This window comes from Kribbella amoyensis (genome assembly GCF_007828865.1).
Classification (GTDB): domain Bacteria; phylum Actinomycetota; class Actinomycetes; order Propionibacteriales; family Kribbellaceae; genus Kribbella; species Kribbella amoyensis.
This window is the reverse complement of sequence record NZ_VIVK01000001.1, coordinates 5,153,664-5,170,103: the sequence shown is the minus strand read 5'-3', so window position 1 is coordinate 5,170,103 and position 16,440 is coordinate 5,153,664. Positions and strand designations below refer to the sequence as shown.

The 16,440-nt window shown below is 71.3% G+C and carries 10 protein-coding genes; 5 read left to right on the top strand and 5 right to left on the bottom strand.

What is annotated here, in order from left to right; translation table 11 throughout:
• Positions 1–75 precede the first annotated feature (75 nt).
• Both FB561_RS24200 and FB561_RS24195 read left to right on the top strand, forming a co-directional pair.
• A complete protein-coding gene (locus FB561_RS24200; protein WP_145810554.1) occupies positions 76–1,893 on the top strand; it encodes a hypothetical protein in 1,818 nt (605 codons plus the stop codon).
• Positions 1,890–3,113 (top strand): acyltransferase family protein, encoded by a 1,224-nt coding sequence (locus tag FB561_RS24195; RefSeq protein WP_145810552.1) that lies wholly within the window; start codon positions 1,890–1,892, stop codon positions 3,111–3,113. The genes FB561_RS24200 and FB561_RS24195 overlap by 4 nt, the downstream gene beginning before the upstream one ends.
• Here the strand turns inward: FB561_RS24195 and FB561_RS24190 are convergent.
• The gene (locus tag FB561_RS24190) at positions 3,002–7,075 is read right to left on the bottom strand and encodes an alpha-(1->3)-arabinofuranosyltransferase (RefSeq protein WP_145810550.1); all 4,074 of its coding nucleotides are present in this window, start codon (positions 7,073–7,075) and stop codon (positions 3,002–3,004) included. The genes FB561_RS24195 and FB561_RS24190 overlap by 112 nt on opposite strands.
• Complete coding sequence (locus FB561_RS39040; RefSeq protein ID WP_272952563.1) at positions 7,072–7,830, bottom strand: class I SAM-dependent methyltransferase; 759 nt, start codon at positions 7,828–7,830, stop codon at positions 7,072–7,074. The genes FB561_RS24190 and FB561_RS39040 overlap by 4 nt, the downstream gene beginning before the upstream one ends.
• A 107-nt stretch (positions 7,831–7,937) precedes the next feature.
• Here FB561_RS39040 and FB561_RS24180 point away from each other — a divergent pair, with 107 nt between their 5' ends.
• Positions 7,938–9,122, top strand: coding sequence for a glycosyltransferase family 4 protein (locus tag FB561_RS24180; RefSeq protein ID WP_238335025.1), 1,185 nt, complete (start codon positions 7,938–7,940; stop codon positions 9,120–9,122).
• A 1-nt stretch (position 9,123) separates the two neighbouring features.
• Here the strand turns inward: FB561_RS24180 and FB561_RS24175 are convergent, their stop codons facing one another.
• Entirely contained in the window at positions 9,124–9,291 is a 168-nt protein-coding gene (locus FB561_RS24175) for a DUF2613 family protein (protein WP_145810545.1), read from the bottom strand.
• A 59-nt stretch (positions 9,292–9,350) separates the two neighbouring features.
• Positions 9,351–11,078, bottom strand: a complete 1,728-nt coding sequence (locus FB561_RS24170; protein ID WP_238335023.1) for an MmpA family trehalose lipid delivery protein — start codon at positions 11,076–11,078, stop codon at positions 9,351–9,353.
• 72 nt (positions 11,079–11,150) lie between these two features.
• Here FB561_RS24170 and FB561_RS24165 point away from each other — a divergent pair, with 72 nt between their 5' ends.
• Positions 11,151–12,428 (top strand): lipopolysaccharide biosynthesis protein, encoded by a 1,278-nt coding sequence (locus FB561_RS24165; protein ID WP_145810539.1) that lies wholly within the window; start codon positions 11,151–11,153, stop codon positions 12,426–12,428.
• Positions 12,428–13,201 (top strand): glycosyltransferase family 2 protein, encoded by a 774-nt coding sequence (locus tag FB561_RS24160; protein WP_145810532.1) that lies wholly within the window; start codon positions 12,428–12,430, stop codon positions 13,199–13,201. The genes FB561_RS24165 and FB561_RS24160 overlap by 1 nt, the downstream gene beginning before the upstream one ends.
• Here FB561_RS24160 and FB561_RS24155 read toward each other — a convergent pair.
• On the bottom strand, positions 13,131–16,430 hold the full coding sequence (locus tag FB561_RS24155) for a helix-turn-helix domain-containing protein (RefSeq protein WP_145810524.1): 3,300 nt from the start codon (positions 16,428–16,430) through the stop codon (positions 13,131–13,133). The two genes, FB561_RS24160 and FB561_RS24155, sit on opposite strands and share 71 nt — an antisense overlap.
• Between the last annotated feature and the right edge of the window lie 10 nt (positions 16,431–16,440).

The window sequence follows — 16,440 nt, the reverse complement described above, 5'->3', positions numbered from 1 at the left end:
GTGAGTAGCCACGCTGAACAGAGACGGGGACGGACAAAATCCGGCAGTGGCCGAACTGTCATATAGTCCCGGCCCATGAGGGGGATCCGAGCCGCGGTGGGGCGGCTGCGCCAACCGCCGGAACCGGCTGTCCTGCGGGTCGTCGTGCTCGCCGTCGCGCTCGTCCAGGCCGGGGTCCTCGGCCTGCTCGCGCGTCGCGGTTCGTGGCTGAGCGACGACCTCGACTTCCTAGTCCAGGGCAGCCGGGGGTTCGCGCCGACCGCGCTGCTGACGCCGTTGAACGACCACATCGCCCCCGGCCTGCGGTTCGTGTACGCGTCGTTCGCGCACCTGGCCCCGCTGAACTGGGACGTCACGGTCGCCTGGCGGGCGCTGCTGCAGGCGGTGGCGATCGCGTTGCTGGGCCTGCTTCTGCTCCGCCTGATCGGCCGGAGCTGGTGGGTGGTGATCGGCACGCTCTTCTACGCGTTGACGCCGCTGAGCATGCCCTCCTTCATGTCGCTGTCGAGCGGCGTGAACAATCTGCCCGCCCACGTCTTCGGCCTGCTCCTGCTGCACGCCACCCTCGACTGGTCGTCCGGTCACCGCCGCCGAGCGATTGCCCTGGGCCCCCTTTCGGTACTGATCTCCTTGTTCTGCTGGGAGAAGTCCGGGCTGATCCTCGTCACCGCACTGGCGCTCTCGATGTACGTCCGCGACTCGGCCGTCAGCGCCTGGGCCCGCCGCACCTGGCCGTACGCGGCCGCCCTGCTCGTCCCGGTAGTTGCCTTTGGCACCATCTACGCGACCCGTGGTACCCCGTCCGACGGCCACCTACCGGGCCCGGCACAGCTGGCCGACCTGGCCGCTCGCGCCTTCGCCGTACCTCTGGGCGCGCTCGTCGGCGGGCCGTGGGACTGGAGCCCGATCTCGGCGCCGTTCGGGATCGCGGAGCCGCCCGTCGTCGCCGTGATCCTCGGGGCCCTGGTCGCCGTGGTCCTCGTCGCCGGCGCCTGGCGGGACGATCGGCGGGCCCTGTGGTTATGGGGATCGGTGCTCGTCTACACGACGGTGACGTTGCTGCTCGTCTCGTACGGGCGCTTCGACGTCTTCGGGTCCACGTTCACCGTGCACTACCACTACTGGTCGGACCTCTCGATCCCGTTGACGCTGGCCGTGGTCCTCAGCGCCAGGTCGATCCGGATGCCGCTGCGGCTGGTGACCGCGGCCCCGGTCGCGGTCCTCGCCTGCCTCGTCGCGTACACGTCCGGCGCAATCGTCTCGGACGTACGATTCGCGAGCTTGTGGGGTCACAACCCCTCCCGCGAGTACTTCGCGACCGTGCGGGCCGAGCTGGACAAGGCCGGTCCGGCGGTCAACCTCTGGGACGTCACGATGCCAGGCAACGTCACCACCGTGTTCGCCGCGGACGCTCGCCTCTCCCCCGTGCTGCGGATGACCGGGATCCCGTTCCGGTTGCAGGCCGCCGGATCCGAGCCGTACCTCGTCGACGACACCGGCCGGCTGCGAACTGCCGACCTGGCCGTCTGGTCGAGGGCCGTCACACCGTCGACGGGCAACAAGATCTGCGGTGGGCTGCCGATCAACGGTACCGTCACGACGACGCTTCCGTTGAGGTCGACGGCAGCGGTCGCGGCCGGAGCCAACTGGTTCGCGCGGATCGGCTACTTCAGTCCTCATGAGGTCGAGTTGGAGGTCGAGTTGGTCGACGGGTCCGGACGGGTGGTCGCGATGCCGCGGCCGCCCGAGGCTTGGCCCGCCGGGGTGGGCACGATGTACTTCGGGGCCTCGGAGCGGACCGTGGCGACCGCGGTCAGGTTGCGGACGACTGATCCGCGGACCACGCTTTGTCTCGCGCAGATCGACGTCGGACTACCGAAGGTGAGTGGATGAGACGGCAACGGTTCCCGGCCCTCGACGGCCTGCGGGCGGCCGGTGCGCTGGCCGTGCTCACCACGCATGTCGGCTTCCACAGCGGTGACTCACTGAACGGTCCGTTCGCCGGGTTGCTGAGCCGGCTCGACGTCGGGGTGGCGATCTTCTTCGCGATCTCCGGGTTCCTGCTCTACCGGCCGCACGTGGTCGCCTGGTTCGAGGAGACCGAGCAGCCGCACCTGCTGCCGTACTTCCGCAACCGCGCGCTGCGGATCCTGCCCGCGCTCTGGGTCGCCGTGATCCTGGCCGCGGTGCTGGTCCGGCAACCGAGCGGGGTCGACTGGTCGACGTTCGTCCGGCACGCGACGCTGACGCAGATCTACGTGGACCGGCCGGCCGCCGATGGGCTGACCCAACTGTGGAGCCTGGCGACGGAGGTGGCGTTCTACCTGCTGCTGCCGTTCCTCGCGCGGTTGCTGACCAGCTACCAGCGGCCGACGCGGCGGGCGGTTCGCTGGCGGCTGGCCGTGCTGTGCTGCTTCACCTTGCTCGGTCCCCTGTGGATGGCCGGGATCAACGCGACCGGGCATCCGCGCGCCGGGCTCTGGCTACCCGGGTACCTCGGCTGGTTCGCGGTCGGGATGGGTTTCGCGTTGTGGCAGGTGGCTCGGAGCTCCGGCCGGTTGCAGGCGTCGCCGCTGGACACGCTGGCCAAGGTCCCTGGGACCGTCTGGGGCGCCGCCGCCGCGCTGCTGGTGATCGCGGCCACGCCGCTCGCCGGTCCGTACGCCCTCACCCCGCCGAGCGCGGCCCAGGCGTTCGTGAAGAGCCTGCTGTACACCGCGATCGCGGCCTGCGTGGTGTTCCCCGCGATCACGCCCACCCGGCGAGCGGCCGCGGTCCTCGGCGGCCGGGTCGGTCACGTCGCGGGCGACATCTCGTACGGGGTGTTCTGCTACCACCTGGTGGTGCTCGTCCTGGTCGAGCGGCTGTTCGGTGTCGAGCTGTTCACCGGCCGGTTCGCGGTGTTGTTCTGGCCGACACTGGTGGTGTCGATCGCGGTGGCGGCCGCGAGCTACTACCTGATGGAGCGGCCGATCATGCGGCTCGGCCGACGGGACCGGACCTACGACGTGTCGCCGGTCGGGCGGGACAGCAACGCGAGCGAGAGTCCGAGCAAGGTGGATCCCTGGACGACTCCGGACGTGACGCCCGCTCCCCCGTCCGGCCAGGGCTGAACGGCGGCGACCAGGGCACCGAGCAGGACGACCCCGGCCAGGACGCCGATCAGGGTGATCCGGCGACCCGCCAGGTACCAGGCGAGCACCGCGCCGATCACGGTCGCGGCCAGCCCGGCCCAGCCGGCGATGAAGGTGCCTGCGGCCACCACGAGGACCGAGGCCGGCCAGGCGCCGAGCCGGGTCGCCTCGCGGAGCCGGTGGCCCGAGTGCCGGGCCGCGTGACGCCGGGCGAAGACGGTGAGGCCGGCGACGAGGATCAGCCCGGCGAGACCGACCAGGAGGCCGGCCCGGTAGGTACGGTCGGGCATGAACCGGGCCGTGACGACCTGCTCGCTGCCCGCCGGGACCAGCCAGCCCTGCTGCCAGCCACCGACCCGGATCGCGACCAGCTTGCGGCCGCTGCTGTCGTACGCCTCCCAGCCCGGGTTGAAGTTCTGGGTCACGGTGAGCACCGACGGCTCCTCGGCCGGCGGGACCTCGACCGTCAAGCGGGCCGGGTCCCGGCGCCAGACGTTCAGGTCCTGCACCACGGAACCAGCAGGCTTCGTGAACCCGCTCTTGGTGAACTCGGCCTCGACCGGGACGAAGTCCTTGCTCGCGACGACGTCGATCGTATGCCGCCCACCCTGCAACGGCACGCCGTCACCCCCGCAGAGCGTGTACGTCACCGGGCGCCGCTGCAGGACGTCCCGCATCGTCGCCTTCACCTGCGTCGGCGCCGGTACGCCGTCCACGCGCACCGACGGACCGAACCCACAGGCCGCTCCCGTGGCCGCGCCGGGGTCGACCGCCTTGCGCAGATCGTTCGCCCCGAGGACCCGGACCTCGGCCACGCCGACCGGGAGCGTCCGGGTGTACCCGCTCGCCGAGTCCACGTCCACCAGCGGCTTCGTCGCGGTGAACCCGAGCTCGACCGTCCGGACCGCGCGGAACCGATCGGGGAAGGTCACGAACCCCTCGTCGGTCACCGCGAGCGTGACCGGCTCACCGCCGTCGAACCGGACCGCGACCTCGCTCGGCCGGGACGCGGCCAGGTACGGATCGCTGAGGAACTGCAGCCCCTGCAACTTCCTTGCCCCCGGCAACTGCAAGGTCAGCCGCGGCCGGGTGTCCCCGGCCGCCGCGATCCACCCGGTGCCGAGATCCTGATCGACGACAGCGCCTGGTCGTCCCTCGGGCGCGCTCACCGCTCGCGAGGACGCGGTGGCCGTGATCGAGCCCGGCACGACCAGCAACCGCTCCAGCGCCTCGCCGTCCCGTGGGAGTGCGGTGCCGCGCAGTTCGTACGAGGCACCGGTGGGCAGGTCGACGCTGCGGTACAACCCGGTCGGCTCCTCGGAGTCCTTGCCGAACGCCGAGCGGCACAACGGGCGTACTCTGGCGTGCAGGCAGCCCGATCGGCCGGCCTGCTGGTTACGGAAGACGAGCGCGTCCGGCTGCCGTTCGAGCCCACCCGGAACGGTCAGCCGGCTCGCCGGCGTCAGGCCGGGCAGCGCGATCTCGGCGATGGAGACGCCGTTCGGGTTCTTGCCGTCGGTGACACCGACGCTCAACCGCAGGCGCTGGGTGAGGCCGTCCGGCGCGGGCACGGCCTGCGGCTCGTCGTTCGCCGCGACGACCGTGGTCAGCGAGCCGTTGTCCGTGTCCACCTTCAGGGTACGGACCGGATCGGTCGTCGGCGTGGCCAGCGAGAACTGCACCTTGAGGTCGCTCACCTTGCGCGGCGCGACGAAACTCAGCTCGATCCACTCGCCGCCGCTGCGCCCGTACGTGCCCGAGATCCACCGCGTCGACGGATCACCGTCCACGGCCGCGAACGGCCCGTTGCCCGGCCCGGTCCGCAACGTGGCGTCCGCGTCGGCGGCCGACGAGGACGCGCGGACGTCGGCGACACCACCCGCCCACGATCTCGTCGTCCTGGCCGCGTCGGGCGCGAAGTCGTAATCGAGCGATCGGCGGCCCTGCCGGCCGGGATCGTCGGCGGACATCACGGCCGAGTAGTTCTCCGCCGGACGGCCGAACGACACCTCGCGCCGCTGCACGCCGTCGGTCTGGACGAGCGGAAGGTCGAGGCCGTTCGCGTCCGCACCGAGTACGGCCTCGCGGTCGCCGCCGATCGCGGTCAGAACGTCGGGCACGTCCTCGGGAGCGCCGCGGACCTCGACCAGCTGGGACTGCGGGACGAGTCGCGCGGCGCCGACCTCGCCGACATCGAAGATCTCCACACTCGGGTACGGCAGCCGGGTGCGCTCGTCCAGCGTCACGCCGGGCTGCTCGATCGGGCTGCCGACGACGGGACCGAACGACGCGACCCGCTGGACCCCGGACTCGGCCAGGCTCTCGTGCACGGCCAGCGTCGGCGTCACCTGGGCGTCGTCCCGCAGATCGTTGCGGACCACCACGTACCGCACCCCGGCACGCTGCAAAGCCTGCGGCAACGTCCGGTCCCCTACTCCCGAACCGAGGCGTCGCTCGATCTCGTCCAGCCAACGGGTCGCACCCGCCGAGCCGAGCGGTACCGCGTCGCGCACAGCCATCGGCCGCTTCAGCAACGCCTGGAACGGCTCGTCCTTCGTCGATCCCCACCCGAAGTCGGCGAACGACGCCGCCGGGACGACAAGGACGCTGCCCGTGGTCGACTGCCCGTCCAGCCAGGCGGCCGCCTCACGCCAGTGCGCCGGGATCGCGTCGTACCCCTCGGGGCGCGGCAGCTGCGCGAAGATCGCGGGCGTGGCCACCGACACGACCAGACAGGCCGCCAACGCGGGCACGATGCGCCTGTGGACGCCACGGGCCGACAACCAGGTCGTCAGGCGAGTCAGGGCGTGCGCCGCGGCCAGCATCAGCGGCAACCGCACGACCAGCTCGAACTTGTGGGTGTTGCGCAACGCGGCGAGCGGGCCGTCGAGCAAGTCCCGCACAGGGCCCGACAGCGGTGAGCCCGCGTGGCCGATCGTGAGTAGCAGCAGGCCGACCAGGACGGAGAGCTGCAGGAAGCCACGGTGCTTCAGCGAGCCCATCGCCAGACCCACCAGGCCCAGCAACGCGACCGCGGCGGTCGTGAGGATCAACGCGGGCTGCGTGACGTACAACCAACCGGCCGGCCACGTCGGTCCGTCGCCCGTGGAGAGGAAGTTGAGCCACTGCGACGTCCCGCGGAACGACTCGAACACGCTGGCCGATCCGGTCGTCACGGCGGCGTCCTCGATCCAGTCGAGGAACGGCGGGCTGTACCGGCCGAGCAGGAGCAGCGGCACCATCCACCACACCGACACGGCGGCCACACACCCCAGCCAGGCGACGGCGAGCTTCACCGTCGAGCGGTCCAGCTTCCTGGTCGCGATCCACAGCGCGGGCAGGATCAGGGTCGCTCCGGTGGCTACCGCGTTCACGCCACCGACCAGGGCGAACGCGGCCGCGGACCACCCGACCCGCCACCACCCGGACCGGGCCCGTGGACTCACCAGCGGCAGCAGTACCCACGGCGCCATCGCGATCGGCCACACCTCGATCGAGGTGATCGCCACCTCGCCGAGCATCCGCGGACTCACCGCGTACAGGAACGCGGCCACGAACCGCGCCCATGGTGCGCCGTACCCGAGGGCGCCGGCCAGCTTCCACACCCCGATGAACGCGACACACAGGACCAGCGACCACCACAGCCGCTGCGTCACCCAGTCGGGCACGGTGAGTGCGTCCAGCAACCAGTGGAACGGCCCCATCGGGAGCAGGTAGCCGTACGCCTGGTTCTGCAGTTGCCCGAACGCGCCCTGCGGGTCCCACAGGTGCAGCGACCTCGCCAGGAAGCCACCGGGTCCCGCGGTGAGGTCCAGCTTGGTGTCCGGCACGATCTTGCCGGGTGCCTGGTGGAAGCAGAGTGCGATCAGGACCAGGCAGCCCAGGACCAGCCGCGCCGCCCAGACCACCTGTTCCGTACCGCCGGTCTTCGGTCCCTTCATCGGCGCCGCAGAACCAGGACGAGATTCCAGGTCGCCACCTCGCGCACCCCCGGCACCGCGAGGACCCCGTACGCCCAGCGCGGGTGGTAGCGCGGGAAGGCGGCCACCAGTTCGGCGTCACCGCACTGCCGGGCCCAGCGCAGTCCGCCGGCGACCGTGATCGGGAACAGCGACTCACCGAACACGTTCTTCGGCCGGTGCCCGGTCCGTCGCTCGTACCGTCGCGCGGCCCGGTGTCCGCCGAGGAAGTGCCAGGGCGCCGTCTCGTGGCCGCCGTGCGGACCCCACCAACCGGTGTACGAGAGGAAGACCGTGCCGCCCGGCTTGGTCACCCGGACCAGCTCGTCGGCCATCAACCAGGGATCCGGGACGTGTTCGAGCACGTTGGACGAGAAGCAGATGTCCACCTGCGCGTCCCCGACCGGCAACGCCATCCCACTGCCGAGGACGGTGCCCGGGGCCGGCTCACCACGGCCGCTCAGCTCCCCGAGATCCGAGTCGATCGCGTAGTACGTGGCACCCGCGGCCCGGAACGCGTCGGCGAAGTACCCGGGTCCGCCGCCGACGTCGAGCAGCACCGAGCCGCGCAGCTCGGCGTACGCGGACAGCTGGCCGGCCGAGTCCGCGGCGAGCGTTCCGTAGAAGCGATCCGGGTCCGTCTGCTCGACCCCGAACGCCCGGAACAACCGCACGGCGCGACCCAGGTCGGCGGTCCACCGCGGGGTGGTCGGCGGGCTCGAGATCGCTTCGGACACAGGCGGGACGATAACGGATCTCGCGACCTCTGGCGGACATCGTTACTGCCTGGTAACCTCGCCGCCCATCACCCGGGGGCGGAACGACGTGAGGTGGGGGTAGTGGGGTGCGTGCATCCAGCGTGCTGATACTGAACTGGCGGGACACGACGAACCCGGAAGGTGGGGGCTCCGAACGGTACGTGGAGGAGGTCGCGAAAGGCCTTGCCGTACTGGGCTGGTCGGTCACCGTGCTGTGCGCGGCGTACCCGGGCAGTCCGCGCGAGGCGAACCGGGACGAGGTGCGCTACCTCTACCGGGGCAGCAAGGTGACCGTGTACCTGCGCGGCCTGCTGCACACGTGGTCGCGCCGCCCGGACCACGTGATCGACGTACAGAACGGGTTGCCATTCTTTACCCGCCTCGTACGTCGTGACGGCGTCGTCGTCCTCGTCCATCACGTCCACCAGGAACAGTGGCCCGTGGTGTACCCGGGCTGGCGCGGACGCTTCGGTTGGTGGCTGGAATCCCGCGTGGCGCCCCGCCTGTACCGCGACTGCCGGTACGTCACGGTGTCGTCGGCCTCACGGGACGAGCTGCTCGATCTACGGGTCGACGCGGCGCGGATCGACGTGATCCACAACGGGACCGACCCCGCACCGGCACGGCAGTTACCGCAGGCCTCCGTACCGACCGTGGTGTGCGTGGGCCGCATCGTGCCGCACAAGCAGGTGGAGCACGCCGTGGACGCGATCGGCGTCGCCCGTCGAACGATGCCGGACGCGCGGTTGATCGTGGTGGGCTCCGGCTGGTGGGAGGACTCGCTGCGCGCGTACGTCCGCGAGTGCGGGCTGGAGGACGCGGTGGAGTTCCGCGGCCACGTCAGCGAGGACGACAAGCACGCGGCGTACGACGAGGCGTGGGTGCTCGCGTTGCCGAGTCTCAAGGAGGGCTGGGGTCTCGTCGTCGGCGAGGCCGCGGGACACGGCGTACCGACGGTGGCGTACCGGAGTGCGGGTGGGCCGACCGAGTCGGTACGGGACGGACGGACCGGCGTCCTGGTCGACGACCGGGCCGAGTTCTGCGCGACGATCACGCGGTTGCTGGCCGAGCAGGGTGAGCGTCAGCGGTTGGCGGCGGGGGCGCTCGCGACCGCTGGGGCGTTCACGTGGGCGGCGACGGTACGGTCCTTCGACCGGATCCTCACCGGACTACCGGCTGCCGAGCCGGAGACAGCGGCGGCCGAGCAGGCGGCCGAGTTGGAGACAGCAGGGCCGGCCGACGTTCCCGCCGACCGGCCCGTGCCGCTCTGAGTTACTTGTCGCCGTAGTTCACGATCGGAACGTCGGCCTGCCCCTGGGTCTGGCCCGGGGGCGGCGCGGCCGGGTCGTCCTGCACGGTCTGCACGACGCCGACCACGGTGGTGGTGGCTACAGCCAGGCCGGCGAGCACGGCCAAGGCAGCACCGATCACTGTTCCCATGAAGCGAGTCCCCTCCTCGAACAAGTGCCCGGATGCTAGCAACCGGCCAGTAACTTTCGCTAGAGGCTGGAGCGTCGGCGGTGAAGATCACCGGCCAGGCCGGCGATCGCGGCGAGCAGGACCGCCACGGCAGCCGCCCACGCGGTGAAGACGAAGACCGCGACCCAGGGCGCGACGCGTTGTGGCGTCGGGGTTCCGTCGAGGCGATAGACCGCCACGGTCGGCCCGGTGAACACCTCGCTGAGACGCGGGATCAGCTGCCGCGGCTGCGGGCCACCGGCCTCGCGGTCGACGACGATCCAGCCGACGCCTTGGCCGAGCAGCTCGGAGGTGGGATCCGCGCCGGTCCGCACCGCCGTGCGGAGCGCGGTTGCGACGGCACTCGCCCGGGGATCCTCCCCCGCGAGCCGGTGGCCGCCGACGATCAGCTCGTCCGGGACCACGGCCGCCCGGTCGAAGTACCGCGGCATCGGGTCGAGTACGGGACGTCGCCCGTTCCACGTCGGCGCGCGGTACGACTCGAACGGCCACGGGATGAACTCGCCCGACGGCCCGCCCGCGGCGATGACGGTCCGCGCCTGCTCCCAGTCGGCCGGGTACTGCGAGACCTTGAGGCCGGCGCCGATCAGCTGCGGGAGAGCGGCGATCGGGAGCAGCGCGGCCGTGGCTCCGACCAACCACTTCAGCGGCGAGACCTTGAGCAGCGCGGCGACAGCGGCACCGAAGCCGATCGCCTCGAGCAGAGCCAGGGGGCCCAGGAAGCGCTGGCCGTCGCGGAACAGGCCCGCACCGGGGACGCGGTCCACCACGGTCGCGAAGGCGCTGGGTGCGAGCACACCGACCAGGCCGATGCCGACCGAGAGGACCGCGGCGAGGATCAACGCGATGACGATGCGGTCGCGGCGGTACCACAGGACGACGCCGACCACCGAGGCCGCGAGCATGACGAAGGCGAGGACGACGGGGACGAGGTCGCCGCGGCTGCCGGGAACCACGTTCGCGTTCCACACCCCACCGAGGGTGAGCAGGGTCGGCAGTACTCCCCCATACCCCTCGTCCCTGGCGGCGAAGGCGGGGACCGAGGCCGGGTCCGTGGTCGCTGCCGTCGTTCTGGCGAGGCCGGCGACGAGCCAGGGCAGGTTCAGGACGAGTGCGCCGACGAGGGGCCACCGCTTCGTACCGCCCGGCCAGAGCACGATCAGGCCGCCGACGAGCAGGCCGACCACGCCGCCCGACGCGGTGAGCGCGCAAAGCGCCGACGCGATCAGGAAGCCCGCCCACCCGTCACCGCGGCGCAGCTTCAACGCGGAGCGGACGAGCCACGGCAACGCGGCGTACCCGATCAGGAGCGCCCAGGCACCGAGCCGGAGCCGCTCGGCGACGAACGGGTTCCACACGTACAGCGCGACCGCGGCCGCGCCCGCGAGGGGGCCGCCGAGGCGGAGGTCGCGCCAGAGCGCGGTGACGCCGAGTCCGGCCAGTAACGGGACGGCTACCAGGACCGATTTGTTCAGTGCCTGCCCGCCGGCCAGCTCGTCGAGCAACGCCACGACGACGTCCGAGGGAACTGCGCGCGGTAAGGCAGTTGTGACACCGAAGAGGTCACGCCGTAGCGTGAGGTCAGGCACGAAGACGAGGTCGTAGCCGACCACGTACCCCGGAGCGAGCAGCGGAGCGGTGATCAGGACAGTGAGCAGGACCGGCCAGCCCCACGGCGCCAGCCGGGTCGACGGACCGGCCGACCGCCCCCGGGCGCGCCTGACCGGCCGGGTGGTTCCCCCCTCCACGACCGCCTCCTCGCAGTACTGTTCGTCCGCAACCTACCCGCCTGACCGACCTACCAGCAGAACAGAAGCCGGATGACCTCAGACACGACACCCGATCAGCAGCCGGCCACGGCGCCGAAGCTGTCCTTCCTCCGCAGCGCCACCGTGGTCGCGGTCGGTATGGCCATCATGAACGTGGCCGCCTACGGTTTCACCCTGGTTGCGGTGCACCGGCTGGTCCCGTCCGAGTTCGGCGCGGTCACCGCCCTGCTCGGACTGCTGCTGATCGGCAACGTGGCGGCCCTCGGCCTGCAGGCCTCCGGCGCGCGCCGGATCGCGACGCACACCGGCGCGGGCGAGGCGGCACTGGCCGACTCGATGCTCAAGGCCGGCCGGCTCGCGGCCCTCGGCCTGACCGTGTTCTGCCTGCTCATGACGCCGCTGATCATGTGGCTGCTGCACATCGACTCGCTGATCGCGGCGCTGCTGGTCGCTCCGACCCTCGGCTGCCTGACGATCATGGGCTCGCAGCTCGGCGTCCTGCAGGGCGGCAAGAACTGGACCGAGCTGGCCGCCGTCTACACCGCGACCGGTATCGGCCGGCTGGTGTTCGGTGGCGGCGCGCTGTTCGTCAGCCAGACCCTGACCGCCGCGATGGTCGGTCTCGCACTCGGCGCCGCGGTGCCGCCGCTGCTGGGCGGCTTCCTGCTGCGCGGATCGACCGGCGGAACGCCCGAGCAGGTCAAGGAGGTGTTGCGGGAGACCGTCCACGGCACGCACACCCTGCTCGCGTTCTTCGTCATCGCCAACGCCGACGTACTGCTCGCGCGTGGTCTGCTCGACCAGCAGCACAGCGGGTACTACGCGGCCGGCGTGATCGTGGCGAAGGCGTGCCTGTTCCTGCCGCAGTTCGTGATCGTCATCGTCTTCCCGTCGCTGGCCACGTCGCCCGGCGACACCCAGCGCCTGCGCCGCGCGATCCAGGCGGTCGCGGCGCTCGGCGTGTGCTGCGTACTAGGTGCCCTGCTGCTGCCGGACGTGGTGGTCAAGGTGGTCGGTGGTGAGGACTACGCCCCGGTCGGGCCGATCGCGTGGCTGTTCGCCCTCGCCGGTTCGTCGTACGCCGTGTTGCAGCTGGTCGTGTACGCCGCGATCGCCCAGCAGGAGAAGCGGGCCGCCGTCCTGATCTGGATCGGCCTGGTCAGCCTGGCCGTCGCCACCCTGATCATCCTCGGCACCGACATCGCCACCGACCTGACCGGCGTCAAGGTCCTCGTCGCGATGACCAGCACGTGCGCCTTGGCCCTCTCCGCCGCGCTGGCATCCGGTCTCCGGCGGCATTCCGTCGCCGATCAGGCGCCCACCGCCTGATGCGGATCTGCGTCCTCACGGTCAACCACGGCACCACACCGTACGCCGAACTGCTGTTGGCGTCCCTCCAGCACCACCATGACCGTGAGGACCTGGACGTCGTCGTTCTCGACAACACGTCCGACGAGCTCGACCGGCTGAACCGCTTCGCGTCGGTCGAGGTCGTCCAGACCGGGTACACGACGAACCACACGCTCACCACTCACGGCGAGATCCTGCGCGACGCGGTCCTGGCGAGGCCGGCCTACGACGCGTACCTGTTCGTCGACTGCGACGTGTGCTTCGTTGCCGACCGCACCATCGACGCGATGGAAGCGGAGCTCGCGGCCGACCCCGACGCCTTCGCCGTACAGGCCCGCTGGATCACCCACCAAGGCGACGAGCTCCACCCCACCGACAATGCGCCGCCGGTTGCCTACGTCCGGGAGTCGGTACGCAACAGCCCGGACGCCGACTGGCCGGCTCCGCTCGAGTACGCGCTCGCCATCCAGCTCAACGAGCGGGTCCACCCGTTCTGCGCCCTGGTCCGCAACGACGATGCGTTCCGGCTGACGGTCGAGCACGTCGGCCTCTCCCCCGCCGCGGTGCAGGCCGAGCGTGGCGGCAAATGGTGGGACACGCTCGGCCTGCTGACGCAGGTGATGAAGACGCACGGGCGGTACTGGACCCTGTCGGAGCAGGGCGTCCTCCACTTCGGCAATGTCAGCTGGAGTCCGGACTGGGCCGCCGAGAAGGCGGCCGCCCGGGACCAGCTGCTCGCGAAGTACCGCTGACCGCGTCGTGCAACACGGCGGAGGCTTTCTGGGCCAGTAGATCGAATCCGCAGGCGCCTGCGATCGACAGTGCTTCCTCGGCGGCTCGGGTTGCCGAGAGCGAGTCGCCGGCGGTGAGGCGTGCGGCGGCGAGGCCGACGAGTGCGCGGGCCTCGATGAAGGGGTAGACCTTGCGAGCGATCGCGAGGCTGTCGTCGAACCATTGCCGGGCCGCTGTTGCGTCGCCGAGAGCGAGATAGGTGTGTGCCACGGTCGCCGCGGTCTGCGCGGTCGCCTTCCGGTCCCGGACTGTGGTCGCCGGTTCGTGGGCGCGCGTGGCGACCTGCAGGGCGGTCACGGCGTCTCCCCGTTGCAGGTGCAGGCTGCTCCATTCGTCCAACGTCGACAGCTCGCCGCGAAGGTTGGACTTCTTGCGGTACTCCGCGAGTACTCCGGTCAGCAGTGCGGCAGCCCGCGTCTCCTCACCGGCTTGACGCAGTGCGCTCGCCAAGTTGCCGCGGTTGGCCAAGGCCGACAGCTCTCTGCCGTGCGTCTCGTTGATCTCGAGTGCCGACGTCAGCAGCGCGGCGGCGTCCCGGAGCCGCCCTTGGTCCAGGTTCATGACTCCGAGCGCGTTGAGCGCGACCGCTCGCACATGGCCTGCCTGGTCGTACTCGGTCAGCTCCAGCGCACGATCAAGCCAACGGCGCGCGCCCGCAAGCCTGCCGTGCTCCAGGTGGAGCCACCCGATGTGGTGGGACAGGTACGCGGCAGCCGTCGTCCATCCGGTGGAGAACGCGAGCTGTTCGCCGGCAAGACAGTCGGCCAACGCCTCGTCGTCGCGGCCGACCGACCAGAGCGCCTGGCCACGGCTGATCAGCATGGCGGTCCGCGCGATGTCGTTGCCGGCCTTGGTGGCGGCCCCGAGCCCGGCTTGTGCCGCGTCCAGCCAGCCATCGACGTGCCGCCGGATCAGGAAGTAGCCGCGCAGCTGGTCGGTGATCCGCCAGGACAGCGAGGGGTCCGCAGATCCGGCGGTGGCGCCGACCACGGTGAGCAAGGCCGGTAGCTCGACATCCAGCCAGGAGAGTGCGTCCGTCTCGGCCGCGAAGAACGCGTCTCGTTTCGGATGCCCGGCGAGCCGGACGAGCTGGGGATACGCCCATTCCATCGCCGCCGTCGCGGTTTCGGCGTACCAGGCGTACAGCCGGGCGCGCGCGGCGTCGGCCTCGCCGTCGTCGGTCAGCAGCCGGCGAGCGTAGAGACCGAGCAGATCGTGGAATCGGTAGCGATCCGGCGCGTACTGCATCACCATGTTCGCCTCGAGGAGGTTCTCCAGCAGGCGGTCGGCCTCGGCCGGACGCAAGCCGAGCAGCACAGCGGTGCCGTCGGCACCGAAGTCGTCGCCGGGATGGAGACTGCACAGCCGGAACGCGCGCTGCGCCGACGCGCTCAGGTCGGCGTAGCTGAGCTGAAAGCTGTTGAGCACACTCGACCCGTCGGTCGAGAGCTCGGCGAGCCGGTGGTTCTCGTCGCCCAGCCTGCGGGTCAGATCGCTGATCGTCCACGCCTGCCGCGTGGCCAGGCGCGCGCTCGCGATCCGCAGGGCCAGGGGCAGCCGGGCACAGGCCTCGGCGAGCTCACTCGCGGCGGCGGGGTCGGCGTCGACCCGCTGAGAGCCGGCGGTCGCCGCGATGAGGGCGACCGACTCCTCCTGGGCGAGCGGCCCGAGGTCGACCACGACCGCCCCCGCGAGGCCGTGCATCCGTCGCCTGCTGGTCACGATGACATCGCTGCCGCCCGCGCCTGGCAGCAACGGCCGGACCTGGTCCGCGTCGTGAACGTTGTCGAGGAGAATCAGCATCCGCCGATCGGCCAGCTCGCTGCGCAACAACGCCGCCGCTTCGGCCTGGTCGATCCCGATCTGCCGACTCGGTACGCCCAGGGCCCGCAGGAACCGCCCGAGCACCTGCATCGGTTCCGGCGCGGTCTCGGTGGCGCCGCGCAGATCGGCGTAGAGCTGCCCGTCCGGGTACTGCCCGCGCAGGCGCTGCGCGGCCGCCAGGGCCAGCGCGGTCTTGCCTACGCCCGCGATCCCGTCGATCAGGACGATCCGGCCCGCGGCCGGTCCCCGGCCGTCGGCCGGCCGGGCGAGAGCGGCCTCGACCCTGGTCAGTTCGCCGGACCTACCGATGAAGTCCGGCGGCGCGGCAGGTGTCTGCTGGACCGCGATCGGCCCCGCCCCCGGCCGCCGGCGCCAATCCTGCCGGCGGAGTACGGCGAGCTGGACCGACCGTAGTGCCTCGCCTGGGTCGATGCCGAGCTGCTGGGCAAGCGCGCCCCGAATCTGGTCGTACGCCGCGAGCGCCTCCGCCTGGCGACCACTCGCAGCCAGAGTCAGGATCAGCTCGACGTGCAAGGGCTCGTCCAGCTCGTACCGCCGCGCAAGTGCCCGCAACGGGGTCAGCACCTCGTCCGGCTTGCCGAGATCGCGAGCAAGTCCCGCGAGCGAACGGACGGCTGCGGCGTAGTCCGAAACTGCCGCGGCGTAGAGAGGGCTCGACGCCACCCGGTCGGCGTCGAGGTCACCGCGCCACAGCGCGACGGCATCCGCGAGCCGGGCGAACGCGACTTCCGGGCCACCGTTCGCCGTCGGTGTGGTGAGCTCCCGGAACGCCAGCAGATCGAGGTTGTCGGCACCGACCACGAGCCGGTACTCCTTCTGGCCGCCGACGAGAACGCTGCCGCTGCGCGCGCTGGAATCCAGCAACCGCCGCAACCTGGTGACGTGAGTGTGCAGCAGACTCACCGCGTCCCGGGATTCCCCCGGTCGCCACAGCAGCTCGACGAGCTCGTCCTGGGCGACCGCCGCGCCGGCCGCGAGCGCGAGCCGCGCGAGCAGTGTGCGTTGCCGGTCGGAGCCGAGCGGAGCCAGGACGTCGCCGTGCCAGACCTCGATGGGGCCGAGCACGCGGATACGCAGCGGACCGCTGCCGATCGCCGTTACGCCATGCCGAGCTACCTGACGGATTCCCGCACCAGCGTGAAGGATCGCGACATCAGCCTCGGTCAACCCCAGTGCGCTGGCGATCGCCTGCACCGATTCCCGCTTCGGGATTCTCGTCCGGCCCTGCTCGAGATCGCGGATCACCGACAGGCTCAGCCCGGCCAGGTCGGCGAGTTGCCGTTGGGTCATCCCGGTTCGCTGCCGATGAGTCCGCAGCAGCCCACCGATGTCGGTATCGATCACTCGCACCTAC

What these genes read in the sequence shown, in the direction of transcription:
- FB561_RS24175 (WP_145810545.1), bottom strand. Translation starts at nt 9,291, where the DNA reads ATGGGAACAGTGATCGGTGCTGCCTTGGCCGTGCTCGCCGGCCTGGCT.
- FB561_RS24195 (WP_145810552.1), top strand. Translation starts at nt 1,890, where the DNA reads ATGAGACGGCAACGGTTCCCGGCCCTCGACGGCCTGCGGGCGGCCGGT.
- FB561_RS24165 (WP_145810539.1), top strand. Translation starts at nt 11,151, where the DNA reads ATGACCTCAGACACGACACCCGATCAGCAGCCGGCCACGGCGCCGAAG.
- FB561_RS24160 (WP_145810532.1), top strand. Translation starts at nt 12,428, where the DNA reads ATGCGGATCTGCGTCCTCACGGTCAACCACGGCACCACACCGTACGCC.
- FB561_RS24190 (WP_145810550.1), bottom strand. Translation starts at nt 7,075, where the DNA reads ATGAAGGGACCGAAGACCGGCGGTACGGAACAGGTGGTCTGGGCGGCG.
- FB561_RS24200 (WP_145810554.1), top strand. Translation starts at nt 76, where the DNA reads ATGAGGGGGATCCGAGCCGCGGTGGGGCGGCTGCGCCAACCGCCGGAA.